Genomic DNA, 15,545 nt, shown 5'->3' on the forward strand with positions numbered 1-15,545 from the left:
GATGCGGATGAAATACGACGAGATGGATGAGAAGACGGTGTATAAAAAAGGCATAAAAAAAGGGATGCGGAAAGGTGTAAAGAAAGGCGTGAAACAAGGGATGAAACAAGGATTGGAACAAGGGATGGAACAAGGGATGGTTCAAGGAATCGTAAAAGGGAAAGTTTCCTTGCTGAAGGAGTTACTGCGGCAGAAATGGGAATTAACGGAAAGTGATGAGAAAGATTTGGACAGTTTAAATGAAGAAGAAGTGAATCAGATCGTCCAAGTTTTAAATAGAATAAATACCCCAAAAGATCTTCATGATCAACTGAAAAAGCTTTCCGGTTCAAAGCATCAAGCGGAGAGTCATGCTCAATTTTCATTTTCTCATGACTAATTGAAGGAGAGAAGCCAAGGGAGAAAAGCAAATGGACTATTTAAAGGACACCAGTGATGTAATCGTCAAGATGCGTATCAAACAGGATGAAATGAACATGTAGCAGATAAAAAAAGGCATAGAATAAAGAATAGCACAGGGTGAAAGGGAAAATTAACCCTGAAGGACAGACTGAATCAGAGATGAGCGTTAACGGAAACGGATGAAGCCTGTTTAGATAAATTAAAGGAGAAGGATGTCGATCGGATAATCTTAGTTTCATAAAAGATGAATACGCTGGTCGATTTCCATGATCAGCTTAGAAAACTCACTCCGTCAAAAATTAACGGTTAAGAATAAAATCTGTAATTCTTCAAACAGACTAAAATAAAATTGTCTTTTGGTTAACCGACAAATAAAGTGTCATGACCATAAAATTACGTTCAGGATTCAATCTATGAACCGATCAAATTTTGAAAAGAAGAAAGAGCAGAAACCAGTATAATGATCAATGTGGAAATCTTAATTTTAACGATAATCTCTGGTTAATTTAGACGGAGGTTCCATGAGAGGAGCAGACCATGAAGGGAATTTTATTGTTAAGCCATGGCGATATGGCGAAAGGCATGCTGCAGTCATCTTCAATTTTTTTCGGTGAGAATTTGCCGCAGGTGCAGGCTTTAGGCTATCAGATGACTGATGACAGCGAGGCGTTTGAGGAAAGGATTGGTAAGGCGATCGCGGAACTGGACAGCGGCGACGGCGTGCTGGTGCTGACGGATCTGTTTGCGGGAACACCGGCGCACAAGACTACGCGCTATTTAAAGCCGGGGCAGGTCGATGTGATCTGCGGTGTTAACCTGCCTTTGTTTTTAGAACTGCTGGGTTTGCGGGAAGCTGGTGATCTGGATCTGAGCACGGTGATGCAGACTGGGAAAGATGGAATTCGGCTGTGGGAAGTCGCACAGTCGCAGAGCGACGACGATTTCTTTTAAAATCGGACGATTACGATAAGACTGAAGATTTATATTTTACAAAAACCCTGGCTGATGGGGCGGTCCAATAAAACAGTATAATAATGTTTTCGGGAAGCGGCATGAGTAATCATGCCGCTTTTCCGTTTATAACGTCATAGAGCAAATCGGCGGGGAGTATGCCGATATAGTTGTAGCTGATCGTCACATCCTGCACTCGGTGTCCGCTGGACTTATCCGGTGCATGAACATATACGGCGTTGACCATATCGTTCAGAATAGTGGGTGTCAGCTTCTCCAAGTACAAGTACTTCTTTGCCTGTCGGATAAACCTATCAACATTCTCCGCTTGATCTTCTTGATTCTGTATTTCGTTTTCAAGCATTTCAATCTTAGCTCTCAGGTCTGCCTGCTCCTGCTCATAATCATCAGATAACATCTGAAAGCGAGCTTCGGACAGCTTTCCGTTTACCATGTCCTCGTAAATACGCTTGAACAATCTGTCCAGTTCTACCAGACGGTTTTCGGATTTCTGCAAGGTTCGTTTCTTGGCAGAAAGCTCTTTCTTTGCTTCGTCACTTCGCTTTGCGCCCAACGCTCGGCGGAACGCATCCTCGTAATCGGCAACGCATTGGATAACCAATCTCAGGTGTTGGAGCGTACCTTCTTCCAGTACCACGGCACGGATGAAGTGGGTGTCGCAGACTTCCTTGCCCTTTTTACGGGAAGTGGAGCATACGAAGTGATCTTGTCTGGTTTCAAAACTGTTGCTGGTACAGTAGTACAATTTTTCACCACAATCGGCACAGCGGACGAGACCGGAGAACATATTGGTCTTGCCTGTTCTGGCAGGTCTGCGTTTGTTCTTGCGAAGTTCCTGTACACGGGCAAAGGTTTCTTCGTCAATAATGGCTTCATGAGTGTTCTCGAAAATCTTCCATTGATCGGGAGGATTTTCGAGTTTCTTTTTGCTCCTGTACGACTGCTTGCGTGTCTTGAAGTTGACCATGTGCCCAAGGTATTCCTGCTTTTCCAGTATGCCGGTGATGGTGCGTGGTGCCCAATCGTAAGGATTGTCCGGTGTCTTTGCAGGAGCATTTCGTCCCATCTTCATCCAATGAACCGTAGGACACTCCACCTTTGCTTTCTTCAGCTTCTTAGCGATCTGAGAGGGGCCGTAGCCCTCCATGCACCATGCGAAGATCTGACGAACAACGGCTGCGGCTTCATCGTCCACAATCCAATGTTTCTTTGGATTGTCGGGGTCTTTCGTGTAGCCATAGGGCGGGTTGGTGGTCAGATACTCACCGGATTCGCCTTTCTGCTTCATGGACGCTTTGACCTTTTTGCTGCTGTCCTTGACATAGAACTCGTTGATGATATTCAAGAACGGAGTAAAGTCGTTGTCCTGCTGATTGGCGCTGTCCACACCGCTGTTTACAGCGATGAAGCGGACATTGTGTTCGGGGAAAAGCATTTCGGTGTAAAGACCAACTTCCAGATAGTTTCTGCCGATACGGCTCATATCTTTGGCAATGATGATACCAACCTTATCGTTCTCGACCAACTCAATCATTCGTTTCCAATCGGGTCTGTTGAAGTTGGCACCGGAGTAACCATCGTCCACGAAAAACTGGATGTTGCGGAAACTTTGTTCTTGTGCGTATTTTTTGAGAATCGCCTTTTGATTGACAATGCTGTTGCTCTCTCCTGTGAGTTCGTCATCACGACTCAATCTACAGTAGATCGCAGTAATTTTGTCAGACTGCCTGTTCATGTCTTGTTCCTCCTTAATCGGCGGGCAGTCTGCCAATACAGGATTGCTTGTATCCATTATATCATACCCCTGCAAACTTGTCTCCTTTGTCATTCGTCGGCCCCCTCCTTTGCCATGTGGTTGAGTAATTTACCGGAAAGACTTCTTGTGCCATCGTAGCTTCCGCCAAATCTATAAGTAGTCTGCCCGGAACGGATGGTCACGGTGATCTGCGGCAGTTCAGCCGCACAATAGTTGTGAACGACAATACTGCCGTTTTCGTTGATGGTGTAATTTCTGCTTTTCTGTTCGTTCATTTAATCGTCCTTTCTTGTTTTGGAATGGAATGGAATCGAAAGGAAAGGAATGAATCAGCGTTCCTCTTGCTTTCGATGATCTTTTTTCTGGTTGCTCTGCTCGGCATGGCATCCTTTTTCCACGCAGGCGTGAATGTGATAAATCTTCTGGTGTTCTTCACGGATAGCTTTGAATTTTGCATAGGTTTCTGCATGAGCCTTTTCAAGCGCTGTATACTCCTTGTCTAAAAGCTTTTGGTCGTGCTTGCCGTCGGGGCATGCCTCCAAGAGCTTTCGCCTTACGGCGTAGTACTGCTTCAATTCCTTTTCGTGTTCTGCCTTGTACTTCGCCTTCGCCTTATCGAACTTGATTTTCTGCAAGCCGTCCACAATCGGTTTCAGATCTCTCAGAACGGAAAGGTATTCGGGAACCTTGCGAATTTCTTTCATACGGGTGACTTCCTTATCCATGGTGACTTTCAATTCATCCACGGTGTTCTTCAAATCAGACACACGGCTTTCCAAATCCTCGATGGTGTAAATCTCATGGGCTTTGAGATAGTTTGCCATCAGGTTCAGTTCTTTCAGATTGTTGACCCTGGCTGTCTGGGAATAAGCCTTTGCGTTACGCATATCAAAATATCTCTGCAGCGGAATGATGACGGGATCGGATTGCGGCTTATCCAGCTCAGCCTTGATCTCCTTGATGGCTTCAAGGAGCGCCGACAGATTCTTACGGAGATTGCGAATAAAGGCATTGGTGGCTCTGATCCAACGATTAAACTCGCCCTTTTCAGTTTTAATTCCTTTCTTCTCCATGGCTCGGACGGTGGAGCCTTCGTGTCGTGTGGGTAGCAGCTCTACGCCTTGGCGTTCATAGCTGCGATGGTCGATGCGAACATCCAAGCCCTTTTCTTCAAACTTGGCGTTGCACATCACTGCCCATTGCTCACGCCAGAACTCCAAAGTTTCAGCAGAGCCCCAATCGGTAGTGGGAACGGCGTTGAACACATAATCACCTTTGCCATCGGGGATGCGGTTGCCGTTTTCATCAAGCACATACTCTCGTCTTTGCTTCAAACCCCATTTGCCGTTTTGCTCGATAGGACGGATTGGACAGAGGAAGTGGAAGTGCGGATTATTGATACCACCTTCTTCTCGCTCCGGTTCGTGAACGGCAAAGTCCACCACCATGCCACGGCTGACAAAATGCTCGGTGAGGAATTGTCTGGCAAGGGCGATATTTTCTTCCTGGCTAAATTCATTCTGAAAGGAAATATCGAAGCTGTAGGCAAGCTGCGCTTTCTTTCCTTTCTCTGCTTTCTCAACTGCGTTCCATAAAGTTTCCCGGTCTGCATACTCTCGTGGCGCATGGGGTGGCAGAAAGATTTCTGTATAAATCACGCCGCCCTTATTGGTGTAATCGCTGTCCTCACCGTAATAATCGCTGTGCAGTTTTTCGTCTGCCCGGTAGGCAGCGGATGCCACAACCGATTGCCCCTCGCTGCGTTTGATCTGATCTACATGGAAATGATATAAAGCGATACTTACCCCTCCTTTGCTCGTCTAACTTTTGAGTCGTGGTTGATCTTCATGCGGTGCACCAACTTCTGTATTTCTTCCTTGTGGAAGATATATTCCAGAAGCTCCATCACCTCGGTGATGTCCAGTTCCTTGATCTCCGGTGCGATACTTTCCAAAGTTCCTGCGATGGTGCAAAGTCTGTGAGTGCGGCGCTTGCGTTCGCCGTCCACAAAATACTTCTGGCGATTTTCCAGCCGAGTGATTTTGTGGGTGAGCTGTTCAATCTCCTTTTCGTTTTTCTCTTTTTCAGCTCGGAGCTTTTCAAGCTCGGGGTTAGATGTGTATTCCATAGAACCTCCTTTGAGTGTTGTTATTTTCAGCCTTGTGGGTACGGAATGATTTGAAAAATCGTTTCGTACTCATAAGGGCGCTGGGATAGCTGCATAGCAGCGCAAGGGGTGCAGCCCCTTGTTCGGAACAAAGTGACGGAAGGACAGATACAACTTCGGAGTTGTTGTCTGTCAGCCTCGCAGAGCGCACATACGAGGTGTGGAACACACCCGTATAGAAGTGCGCCCTTAGTAAACTAAGGGTTAAAATCGCTTTCGCCGTTCTACCCGAATGTCGTTCCTGCCCGGGAGTCTCACCCCAGCGTTGCTTCGCTCATGTCATCGCAAAGTCATATCCCATTCGGACGGTCATTTAGTTGTTGGATGTAGAAGAAAACAAAAAGAGCCGATTACACAGAGCACCAAGAATCGGCGGGAGCATAGCTCTCGCTTCAAAGTGATGTTCTATGTAATCGGCTCTGAAAATTCAAAGTCGGGTTCTGCTTTCTACAGCTCCTGCCAACAAAACCAAAGGCGTGGTGGAGCAGTTCGGCACTTCCGGTGTGCCGATACCGTGTCGGGTGAAACCGACTTATGGTGGAACATTGGTATTCAGTTGTTTATGTAGCGGATCACCGCTGTGCCACCATTATACAGATACATCACTTGACCGTCAAGTTTCTGAATGTCTCTCACTATATTCAGAATTTCAAAGAGCAGTTTTCAACGGGATCGAAAAAAAGATCCCTCTACTGGTTAGGATATTTAGGAGCGAATTATCAACGGTTTTTGAAAGCCTTTCTTCATATACCTCCAGAAAAAACTTTCACATTCGCACCTTGCACAGAAGAATTTACTTTCAAGTGGAGCCGGTGAGAAACGCTTTTTGTCCATAGTTGTTTTCAAATGGTAGCCGGGGAAACCAAACTTTTTATGCGTGCGTCGTTTGCAATTTTTCAAAATGTTTCTTCAAGTGGTAGCCGACGGGATTTGCGTTTTGGGGAGTGCCCACAGAAAAAATCTCTCCCAGTGGTAGCCGACGAGAAAGGCATTTTTAGAATCATTTCAAGAAAAAATTCCAAAAAAATAATTCTGCCCAAGTTGGACAGAATTTTCAAAATCAACTTCCCGACAACTTGTCGGGAAGAAAAACCCAACCTCCAACCAAGTTGGTCGGAAGTCCAAAATCCAACTTCTGCCCAACTTGGGCAGAAGTTAAAAATCACTTCGCCGTAACTTGCGGAGAAGTGAAAATTGCAACTTCGACACAGGTTGTGTCGAAGTTAAATATTCGCAAAAGAAGAAAGGCACTAACCGCATCAGTTAGTGCCTTTTGTGAATTGTGCTTACTTGTTACTGTCTTCCGCAAAAGATTCCCCAGCGTTGACCAGCCCGAAATACTTTTCAAAGAATGCTTTCAGTTTTTCAATAACTGTCTGCTTCTTTTTATCACGTGAACCACCGCCACCAAAACGGGAGACGGGCGGCATCAGACGGTCAACATCTGTGCCTGTTGTTTTGAGTACGCCATCACGAAAAGCGTTTTCAACAAACTTTCTGGTTTCTTCAGGCTTCAACTTTTCTTCTGCGATCAAGGCCTGAATATCGGTTTCACGCTGTTCTTTTACAAAACGCTGCCAATCTGCATTGACATCGGTTTTGGTGTTGATAGTAGCAATAAAGTTCTCGATCAGCTCTTTTTTCGATCTGAGCTGCAAACTCGACTTAATCGCCTTATCAATCGCAACGAGGATTTCTTTGTCTTCGCAGTTGCCGTCATGGTATTTCGCAACCAGCATCAGAATATAGTCGATGTTGACTTCAACCTGTTTGACAAGTTCCATTTCAAAGACAACATCATCCATGATGCTGTCTTTGCTTCCCGGCTTCGGCTTGATCTCATCGTACACATCGTGGTATGTACCAGTGTAGTCTTGGAAATCGATAGGAGACAAAATTTCGTTTCCGGCAAAGCGGTCAAAAGCTGACAGGATATTTCTCAGACGGAGAATATTACCGAACAGAACAATAAAATCTTTTTTATTCTGCTCGCCGATGATAGGCTGCCCCAATGGGTATTTCTGCAGTAGCTCTGCGATACGCTCTTCGTAGCCTTTCTGCTCACGTCCCTTGTCGTCAACACAGCCATAGTAATAGTCTTCGTAGGATTTCAGAAGAACAATGCCATTGGCTTCTTTGTCGCCGAATAAGGCGATGGCTTCGTTTGTCTCTTTTTCAAGATCACGGAAACAGACAATATTACCAAAGGTCTTAACGGAGTTCAGGATGCGGTTGGTTCTTGAAAACGCCTGAATCAGACCATGCATTTTCAAGTTTTTGTCTACCCAAAGGGTGTTGAGTGTCGTTGCATCAAAGCCCGTCAAGAACATATTGACCACGATAAGCAAATCAACTTCACGCTTTTTCACTTTGTCAGAGAGGTCTTTGTAATAGTCCTGGAAGCCCTTGCTGGATGTGTCAAAGTTGGTCTTGAAAGTCTTGTTGTACTCGTCAATCGCCATGTCCAGAAAATCACGAGAACTCTGGTCAAGTCCATCGGTATCAAAACTTTCATCATCCAAGATGCCATCTGCGCTATCTGCTTCGTTGGGGGCAAACGAGAAGATGGTGGCAATCGTCAGATCACGATGCTGTTCTGCAATCTGCTTTTTCAGTTCCAGATAGTATTTTTGGCAAACGGAGATGGAGCTGACTGCAAGCATGGAGTTGAAACCATTCACACGCTGACCCTTAAGACTGTAATAGGAGTTTCGCATAGTCTTTTGGTCAAAGTGTTCCAGAATGTACTTCACAACTTCGGATATACGTTCCTGAGAAGCAAGGGCTTCCTCGGTATCAATAGCAGCAACTTGCTTATCCTGTTTTCCGTCCTTTTGCTTTACCGTATTGATATAGTCAATGCGGAACGGCAAAACATTTCCGTCATTGATGGCGTCAACGATGGTGTAGGTATGGAGTTTATCACCAAATGCCTGCTCAGTAGTTTTCAGATTTGGATTTCCGCCAGTACCTGCATTGACCGAGAAAATCGGAGTGCCCGTAAAACCAAAGATGTGATAGTTTCTAAAGTATCTGTGTACTTTAACAACCTTTTCACCTTTTTTGATCTGACCGCCCACAATTCTCGTATGCATATCACCGAACTGGCTTCTATGGCATTCATCAAACACCAAAACAATATGCTTATCCCTAATGGGATGCATGGGGTTCTTCTGAATAAAGACATCCAACTTCTGAATTGTAGTTACAATAATTCGAGAAGTAGAGTCCTCAAGCTGCTTTTGCAGAATCGCTGTGCTCTTATTGCTGTTGGCAGCACCTTTTTCAAATCGGTCATACTCTTTGATGGTCTGATAGTCTAAGTCCTTGCGGTCAACAACAAAGAGTACCTTGTCAATGTACGGCAAGTTGGTAGCGAGTTGTGCCGTTTTGAAAGAGGTGAGGGTTTTACCGCTGCCCGTAGTATGCCAAATGTATCCGCCTGCTTCGATCTTTCCGGTTTTCTTGCTGTTGGAGGATGTCTCGATTCTGTTCAAGATGCGTTCTGTTGCAACGATCTGATAAGGACGCATGACAAGCAGCAATTCCTCAGATGTAAACACGCAGTACTTTGTTAGAATATTCAGCAGAGTATGCTTGGCAAAGAACGTTTTTGTAAAGTCAACAAGGTCTGCAATGACTCTGTTGTTACCATCTGCCCAATAGGAAGTGAACTCAAAACTATTGGAAGTTTTCTTGCTGTGTTTTTTGCTGCTGCCGTCATTCTCCTTGATATGGCTTGCTCTCGTGGTATTGGAATAATATTTCGTGAATGTGCCGTTGGAAATGACAAAAATCTGCACATACTCGTAAAGCCCGGAGCCTGCCCAAAAGCTGTCTCTCTGATAGCGGTTGATCTGGTTAAATGCTTCCTTGATCGCAACACCACGGCGTTTCAGCTCCACATGAACCAACGGCAGACCGTTCACAAGAATCGTCACATCATATCGGGTGTCGTGATTGCCGGCACCTTCTTCATACTGATTGATGACCTGCAAACGGTTGTTATGGATATTCTTTTTATCAATCAGATAGATGTTTTGAGTTTTGCCATCTTCGCAAGTCAGGTTCTGTACATAATCTTCCTGAATCTTACGAGTCTTTTCTACGATACCTTCGTTGGCATTGGCAATCTTAGATTTGAAGAATGTCTCCCATTCTTTGTCGGTGAAGCTGTACTGGTTAAGGCGCTCAAGCTGCTTGCGAAGGTTAAGCACGAGATCTTCTTCGTTGTGAATGGACACGTACTCATAACCTTGTTCGCCAAGCATTTTGATGAAGGCTGCCTCCAAAGCAGCTTCACTCTGATACGCATCGGAACGTTTCGCTTGCGGCTCATATTCAGTTACAACGGTACTTTCATTGGTTGAAAGCACAATGTTATATGTACTCATCGTATTATTTCCTTACCCCCATTCTGTATAGGATTTAATCTTCATGTAAGTCGGGCTGGATGTTTCCTTTATGGTTTCCACAAGCTTTAGTTCGTTTCCGCATACCTCAGCAAGCACGAAATGTCCTGCATATATGAATGTGAAGTACACATCGAATTGTGCGGCAACATCCTTACGATATTTGAATACTTCGGAGAAATCTTGTGTCAAGGCCTCGATAATATCTGCTACCACGGCAGAAAAGTCATTATTGGTTTCCGTAAAAAACTCATACGGAAAGAACATTAAAATGTGTTTTTGAGTTTCAAGTGTATCCAATAAGGCTTTGATATCAGTTTCGATTCCTTGCTTTTTCTCCTTACTGTTTCGAATTGACTTCAATTCAGCAAGATCAATTGATCTCAATGCCGCAAAGATGCGTGTTGCCTGAATAGGTTTGTACTTGGGATTATCGGCCTCTATTTTAGGACCGCAATAAGCAGTAACACCTTCTGCCATTTGATAAATTCTGCCCGAAAACAAATTTCTGGCCCGCAGCGAAGTTTCGCTGGCAATTAACTTGAAATCAAGGGAATAGTTTTCAGAAATGCAATCCCATTCACCATGAGATTCGTCCGGTGGCGCTGTATACACCAATCCGTTGGACTTGCTTTTGAAATACGCAGATGCATTGACTATTTCACGCAGATAAATTTCATAATCGCAATCTGCCATTCCGGTTATGTAGCCTTTGCAGATCAGTGCTGCAGGAAGCAATTTTGCAGTAAGTGTTTTGTCCATTTGTATTTCCTTTCTCAAGGAATCTGCTTGAAAGTTAGAAGCTTGTCTCGATAATACGCATATTGTTTTTGCCTCATTTCGATTTCTGCAGGCAAACCGGTGGAAACATTATTACATAATGCATCAAATTTTCTCACCAAATCGACAACTCGTTCTTGCTCTGTTAGGTTTGGTACGGGAATTTTTACATCAAGCAAGTCTTTTACTTTCAGATGCGGAACTGAACCTTTGGATATTTTGGGTTCGAATTGTCTTTTGGCACTTTGTGTATACAATGCGTACATCAAATAGTATGGGTTAATAACATCCACTTTGGGTTTTAGGCAAAACATGGTTTCACTTACAGCCCATGTATTGTCGTAGTTGTCTACCACGGCCATTCTTCCAACAGTTCCAGTACCCGTACTCGCAAAAAGGACGTCGTTAGTTGCCAAGCATGCTCTGCGGTTAATTAGTAAAACAACATCATCTGTAATGAGATCTGTTTTATCAGAAACATTGATCGAATTGTTATATATGTCTTTTCCTGTGATGTATGGTTTATCACCGCCTACATTCAATTTGAAGTTCTGTCGAGGATTGAGTCCAGTCTTGAGAGAAATAATTATTTCTCCAACGGCCATCCACTCGTTTGGGGGAATATCAGATACGAACAGGTAATCCGCATAATGTTCATACTGCTTTTTCCTTGCAATAAGTTCAAGTCCAAGGTTATTACCAAGAGATTCAAACTTATCGAAAATACGAACAATCTCGCGTTGGACAGATATCGGAGGGACCGGAACTTTGACTCTTTTCAAAGAATCAACTGTAAGAGATACATTTGCTCCTCCTCGCATGAGCGGAACAATAAGAGTATCCTTTTTATGATTCAAGTAATAGAACAGGAATTTTGCAGACAGCTCATCACTATTAACAGGAGTAACACCACAAAGGATATTACCGAGAGCAAACTTCCCCTCCTGATAATACAAGCTATTCAAAGACGCAACACCGTGACCTCTGGACGAAACCAACGGGATACAAACAGTTGGTTTGTCAAACTGATATGTATTGCAAGACTTGCGTTCATCGGTTGTCACAACTAAAGGAAATTCTCCAGGTATTGCTTTCTGAATGGGCGTGTTTCCCTTTTCCAACACACAGCAATCTGCGAGTTTTTTGTACTCAACACCATTAGGGCAAAGCTCATGTATCAAGTCCTTTAATTTATTCACTTTGCTCACCCCCATTGCTAAATCCTATTGCCGCCAATGCCTTCTTGATTTCGGCATTTCGTTTAATTTCTTCCTCGTTTTTTCTAACGTTCTCAATCACGCCAACAACCAATCTGCGCAAAGGTTCATACTCTTTCAAAGCAGTTTCCTCATCAGAGTTACCGTGAGCAATTTCACTCAGCTTTTGAAAGAGTTTATAACCGTTATCTGAATAAATCGTTGGGATGATAGAGCATTGGGCATCTACGGCCTGTAACACCTGATTAAAAGGTTTGGTACGACCGTTAGGTTGATAAATATCAACGCCTGCATCATTGCCCACTTTTATTGTAATCTGTTCCAAGATAGATCTTAGATAAATAACTGAACCGGCACCAAGTCTTTCTTTGTGCGCAATTTCCGCTTTTGCCAACCACTCAGTAAATTTGTCTTCTGTTTCAACTGGCAGCTTTATGTTTGCAGGTAGCTTGAAATTCTGCTTGATCAGATAGACGTTGGGCGTTGCCGAAAAAATATCGTCTGCTCCTACCAAAAACCATGCTTGGATGCAGTGGCTGCACTCTTTGCACGCTTGATTACTATCATCATAATCCATGCACTGCAACTGGCAATCAATGCTGATCATTTTCTCACTGATTATCAGGCAATGCAGATTTTTGGGAGATACAAAAGAAACACTATCATTGCATTTGGTTGAGTAAAACGGCAAGGTGATTTTACCAATCTGAATATCAATGAAATCACCGGCAGAGATCAATTGAAGATCTTCCGATTCTTCAGGAGAAATCGTGTACTTTTCCCAATCAATGAAAGATTCGATTTCACCGTGGTTTTTACTTTTATCAGATAATCTACTGCTGAGTCTCATAAATTATCCCTCTAATTCTGCAATGATTTTTGCAATTTCTGCTCTCAGCACCTGCTCCCTTGCAACAATTTCTTCAATCTCCTTATTGAGCTTTACGATATCAATTTCTTCTCTGGTATCCTCTTGCTCAACATAGGAGCTGACAGAAAGGTTATAGTCCTGTTCCACGATTTCTTCGTAAGGAACACAGCGTGCAAAATGCTCCTTATCCGCACGAGAAACGAAAGCATCAACGATATGTGCGATATTTCCGTCAGGGCCGTCGGTTAGTTTGTTGTTGTTCGTTACCTTTACGCACTCGTTAGTAGCATCAATGAACAGGGTTCGGTTGTCAGCCTTGCTGCGCTTCAAAACCATAATACAGGTAGCGATAGTAGTTCCAAAGAACAGATTGCTCGGCAACTGGATGATACAGTCGATAAAGTTGTTGTCGATCAGATACTGGCGGATTTTCTTTTCAGCACCACCACGGTACATGATACCAGGGAAACAAACAATCGCAGCCGTGCCGTTAGTAGCAAGCCAAGACAAAGAGTGCATAATAAACGCAAGGTCAGCTTTGGACTTAGGTGCAAGTACACCGGCAGGAGAGAAGCGGGGATCGTTAATCAAAACAGGGTTATCATCGCCTTCCCATTTGATGGAGTAGGGCGGATTGGAAACGATGACTTCAAAGGGTTCATCGTCCCAATGCTGCGGATTGAGCAGAGTATCCTCATGTGCAATATCAAACTTGTCGTAGTCAATATCGTGCAGGAACATATTGATACGGCAAAGGTTATAGGTGGTGAGGTTGATCTCCTGACCATAGAAACCTTGACGAACATTCTCTTTGCCAAGGATCTTCGCTGCTTTCAAAAGAAGCGAACCAGAGCCGCAGGCGGGGTCGTAGACTTTGTTTACTTCAGTCTTTCCTACAACAGCAATGCGGGTCAACAGTTCGGAAACTTCCTGCGGGGTGAAGAATTCGCCGCCGCTCTTTCCTGCGTTGGATGCGTACATGCTCATCAGGTATTCGTAAGCATCACCAAAAGCATCAATGGAGTTGTCCTTGTAGTTGCCCAGCTTCATGTCCGCAACGCCCTCAATTAACTTGACGAGATTGGCATTACGCTTGGCAACGGTGGCACCCAGTTTATTGCTGTTGACATCAATGTCATCAAACAGGCCTGCGAAATTATCTTCGCTCTCGCTGCCTTTGGCGGAGTCCTCAATGTTTTTGAAGATCGTTTCCAACGTCATATTCAGGTTTTCATCGCCCGCAGCCTTTTTTCTGAGGTTGCAGAAAAGTTCGGAGGGGAGAATGAAAAAGCCCTTTGTCTTGACCATGTCTTCACGAGCCTGTTCTGCATCTTCGTCAGACAGTAAGGCATAATCAAAGCCCTCATTGCCGGCTTCAATCTCACCCTCGTTAATATAGTTGGTCAGATTCTCAGAGATATAGCGATAGAACATCATGCCCAGCACATAGGACTTGAAGTCCCATCCGTCTACGCTTCCACGCAGGCCGTCAGCAATCGCCCATATTGCACGATGGAGTTCATCTCTTTCTTGATCTTTTCTAATGTCAGCCATTGCTCTTTCCTCCGTTTATGTTTCCAACTGTTTTTCTGTATTTGTCAGGATTTTTCAGATAGGCTTCTGCCGCTTCATTGAAAAAATCAGCAAGTGAGCTATCATCCTGTATTAGTGCCAATTTCAACTGCTTGTGTAGTGACGCAGGTAAACGCACCTGTACCTGCTTATCACGATCCGATTTCAGATCTGTTTTCTGCATCACTTGCCACCTCCAAATGATATCATTATATCTCGATATAATGATATCATATTTTAGTGAAAAAGTCAATAGAACTGAGGAAAACGCAGAAAAAAGCCGCTCTATGCTACCCATAAAAGCAACATAGAGCGGCTTCGTCAACTTGTGAAATTAGAGTTCTTCCATGACTTCCAACATCATTCTTGCGCCCAGCTTAAAGCCATTCTGGAAAATCAAACAGTCTGTATTGGTTTGATGCTCTCGCACACAATCGGTATATTTCTCAAACAGTTCTTTCTGCTCGTCCGTCATAGTGGCTTTGAGCTTTTCTTCATTCCTGCAAATCAGCTCCAGCAGCTTTTTATATTCCTTGTAAGAGGACGTGTCATATTCGGTTGGCTCGATGTTGCCGTGCCAAAATTCTTCGAGGATTCTCATACCGCATCCTCCTCATAGATCATCTCACGCAGAACAATTTCCTCGGCTCGGTTGCGGATGCTATTCATGGCTCCAACCCACGCCATCTGATCGTGCTGCTTCATGCGCTCTGTCATGCCCTCAGAGTCTTTTATTTGCTCAATGATAAGTTCAAGGCGGTTTTGTGCCTGTTCGTTCAAGTCAGCCAAGTACGTCCACAATTCGCCGCTGAGACAAAGATCGTTGATGCGGATAGGGTTGTGCTCCTTGATATAATCTCTGTGCATACGTCCCCACCGACCAATAGGTCTATTTTCCTCCGGTAAACGAATATCGGGAATATAGTAATCACCGCAACGGATATAGTTGAGTTCCTGCATCATATGTACCTCCAATAAGATTCAAACATTCTGTTAACGATAGAAAAAGGCGATACCTGGTTGTGAAAACCAAGTATCGCCAATTTTTCTTGTCGCACTCCTGTACGGCAGCTACCCTATGTCAGTAATGTTCTCATACTGTCTTATTGGAAACTACCCGAGGCTGGGTTTTTTGTGGTTTTGGGCATTGGAAATCAGAAATCCAGATCAGGCTGAACAGGAAGATCAAAATTTCTCAGCTTCTTTCTTCACCTTGGGGTTGATGCCGTAAATCAGAAAGCTTGATTCAAGTCACAACTAAGATCTCAGAATGAAAAGTTCACAAAAAGCGTCCATTAATTATTACTTTTTGAAATTTTAGGTGAAAGCGCTTTAAGTATAATGATGATGTTGAAATCAACGGAAATCACCGCTGATGAAAAAAGAGGAGGAAAGG

13 protein-coding genes and 1 pseudogene are annotated in these 15,545 nt (G+C 44.0%); 2 read left to right on the forward strand and 12 right to left on the reverse strand.

What is annotated here, in order from left to right; genetic code table 11:
- Nucleotides 1-379 (forward strand): annotated as a pseudogene (locus I2G61_RS12285) (hypothetical protein); the annotation flags it as partial.
- Between the two features lie 560 nt (nucleotides 380-939).
- Complete coding sequence (locus I2G61_RS12290; protein ID WP_072685219.1) at nucleotides 940-1,353, forward strand: PTS sugar transporter subunit IIA; 414 nt, start codon at nucleotides 940-942, stop codon at nucleotides 1,351-1,353.
- A gap of 109 nt (nucleotides 1,354-1,462) precedes the next feature.
- Here I2G61_RS12290 and I2G61_RS12295 read toward each other — a convergent pair whose 3' ends face one another.
- The 12 genes from I2G61_RS12295 to I2G61_RS12350 all read right to left on the reverse strand — a co-directional run bounded on the left by I2G61_RS12295 (nucleotide 1,463) and on the right by I2G61_RS12350 (nucleotide 15,112).
- The gene (locus tag I2G61_RS12295) at nucleotides 1,463-3,202 is read right to left on the reverse strand and encodes a recombinase family protein (RefSeq protein ID WP_229100753.1); all 1,740 of its coding nucleotides are present in this window, start codon (nucleotides 3,200-3,202) and stop codon (nucleotides 1,463-1,465) included.
- Nucleotides 3,199-3,405, reverse strand: a complete 207-nt coding sequence (locus tag I2G61_RS12300) for a hypothetical protein (protein ID WP_072685225.1) — start codon at nucleotides 3,403-3,405, stop codon at nucleotides 3,199-3,201. The genes I2G61_RS12295 and I2G61_RS12300 overlap by 4 nt, the downstream gene beginning before the upstream one ends.
- Before the next feature lie 54 nt (nucleotides 3,406-3,459).
- The gene (gene mobQ, locus I2G61_RS12305) at nucleotides 3,460-4,929 is read right to left on the reverse strand and encodes a MobQ family relaxase (RefSeq protein WP_195548311.1); all 1,470 of its coding nucleotides are present in this window, start codon (nucleotides 4,927-4,929) and stop codon (nucleotides 3,460-3,462) included.
- Between the two features lie 2 nt (nucleotides 4,930-4,931).
- On the reverse strand, nucleotides 4,932-5,258 hold the full coding sequence (locus tag I2G61_RS12310; protein WP_072685227.1) for a DUF3847 domain-containing protein: 327 nt from the start codon (nucleotides 5,256-5,258) through the stop codon (nucleotides 4,932-4,934).
- Between the two features lie 1,325 nt (nucleotides 5,259-6,583).
- The gene (locus I2G61_RS12315) at nucleotides 6,584-9,691 is read right to left on the reverse strand and encodes a type I restriction endonuclease subunit R (RefSeq protein WP_072685228.1); all 3,108 of its coding nucleotides are present in this window, start codon (nucleotides 9,689-9,691) and stop codon (nucleotides 6,584-6,586) included.
- Nucleotides 9,692-9,703: 12 nt separating this feature from the next.
- Entirely contained in the window at nucleotides 9,704-10,471 is a 768-nt protein-coding gene (locus tag I2G61_RS12320; RefSeq protein WP_072685229.1) for a hypothetical protein, read from the reverse strand.
- Between the two features lie 14 nt (nucleotides 10,472-10,485).
- Nucleotides 10,486-11,688, reverse strand: a complete 1,203-nt coding sequence (locus I2G61_RS12325) for a restriction endonuclease subunit S (protein WP_195548308.1) — start codon at nucleotides 11,686-11,688, stop codon at nucleotides 10,486-10,488.
- Nucleotides 11,681-12,556 (reverse strand): hypothetical protein, encoded by an 876-nt coding sequence (locus tag I2G61_RS12330; RefSeq protein ID WP_072685231.1) that lies wholly within the window; start codon nucleotides 12,554-12,556, stop codon nucleotides 11,681-11,683. The genes I2G61_RS12325 and I2G61_RS12330 overlap by 8 nt, the downstream gene beginning before the upstream one ends.
- Nucleotides 12,557-12,559: 3 nt before the next feature.
- Nucleotides 12,560-14,131 (reverse strand): type I restriction-modification system subunit M, encoded by a 1,572-nt coding sequence (locus I2G61_RS12335; RefSeq protein ID WP_072685232.1) that lies wholly within the window; start codon nucleotides 14,129-14,131, stop codon nucleotides 12,560-12,562.
- Nucleotides 14,124-14,333, reverse strand: coding sequence for a hypothetical protein (locus I2G61_RS12340; protein WP_072685233.1), 210 nt, complete (start codon nucleotides 14,331-14,333; stop codon nucleotides 14,124-14,126). Before I2G61_RS12340 ends, I2G61_RS12335 begins: the two co-directional genes overlap by 8 nt.
- A gap of 150 nt (nucleotides 14,334-14,483) precedes the next feature.
- Nucleotides 14,484-14,750 (reverse strand): DUF6809 family protein, encoded by a 267-nt coding sequence (locus tag I2G61_RS12345; protein WP_072685234.1) that lies wholly within the window; start codon nucleotides 14,748-14,750, stop codon nucleotides 14,484-14,486.
- The gene (locus I2G61_RS12350) at nucleotides 14,747-15,112 is read right to left on the reverse strand and encodes a TnpV protein (protein WP_072685235.1); all 366 of its coding nucleotides are present in this window, start codon (nucleotides 15,110-15,112) and stop codon (nucleotides 14,747-14,749) included. Before I2G61_RS12350 ends, I2G61_RS12345 begins: the two co-directional genes overlap by 4 nt.
- Nucleotides 15,113-15,545 lie beyond the last annotated feature (433 nt).

Origin of the sequence: Holdemania sp. 1001095H_141210_F2, assembly GCF_015558105.1 — a bacterium.
GTDB lineage: Bacteria > Bacillota_I > Bacilli_A > Erysipelotrichales > Erysipelotrichaceae > Holdemania.

What these genes read in the sequence shown, in the direction of transcription:
- I2G61_RS12335 (WP_072685232.1), bottom strand. Translation starts at nt 14,131, where the DNA reads ATGGCTGACATTAGAAAAGATCAAGAAAGAGATGAACTCCATCGTGCA.
- I2G61_RS12340 (WP_072685233.1), bottom strand. Translation starts at nt 14,333, where the DNA reads ATGCAGAAAACAGATCTGAAATCGGATCGTGATAAGCAGGTACAGGTG.
- I2G61_RS12300 (WP_072685225.1), bottom strand. Translation starts at nt 3,405, where the DNA reads ATGAACGAACAGAAAAGCAGAAATTACACCATCAACGAAAACGGCAGT.
- I2G61_RS12320 (WP_072685229.1), bottom strand. Translation starts at nt 10,471, where the DNA reads ATGGACAAAACACTTACTGCAAAATTGCTTCCTGCAGCACTGATCTGC.
- I2G61_RS12310 (WP_072685227.1), bottom strand. Translation starts at nt 5,258, where the DNA reads ATGGAATACACATCTAACCCCGAGCTTGAAAAGCTCCGAGCTGAAAAA.
- I2G61_RS12315 (WP_072685228.1), bottom strand. Translation starts at nt 9,691, where the DNA reads ATGAGTACATATAACATTGTGCTTTCAACCAATGAAAGTACCGTTGTA.
- I2G61_RS12345 (WP_072685234.1), bottom strand. Translation starts at nt 14,750, where the DNA reads ATGAGAATCCTCGAAGAATTTTGGCACGGCAACATCGAGCCAACCGAA.
- I2G61_RS12350 (WP_072685235.1), bottom strand. Translation starts at nt 15,112, where the DNA reads ATGATGCAGGAACTCAACTATATCCGTTGCGGTGATTACTATATTCCC.
- I2G61_RS12290 (WP_072685219.1), top strand. Translation starts at nt 940, where the DNA reads ATGAAGGGAATTTTATTGTTAAGCCATGGCGATATGGCGAAAGGCATG.
- I2G61_RS12330 (WP_072685231.1), bottom strand. Translation starts at nt 12,556, where the DNA reads ATGAGACTCAGCAGTAGATTATCTGATAAAAGTAAAAACCACGGTGAA.
- I2G61_RS12295 (WP_229100753.1), bottom strand. Translation starts at nt 3,202, where the DNA reads ATGACAAAGGAGACAAGTTTGCAGGGGTATGATATAATGGATACAAGC.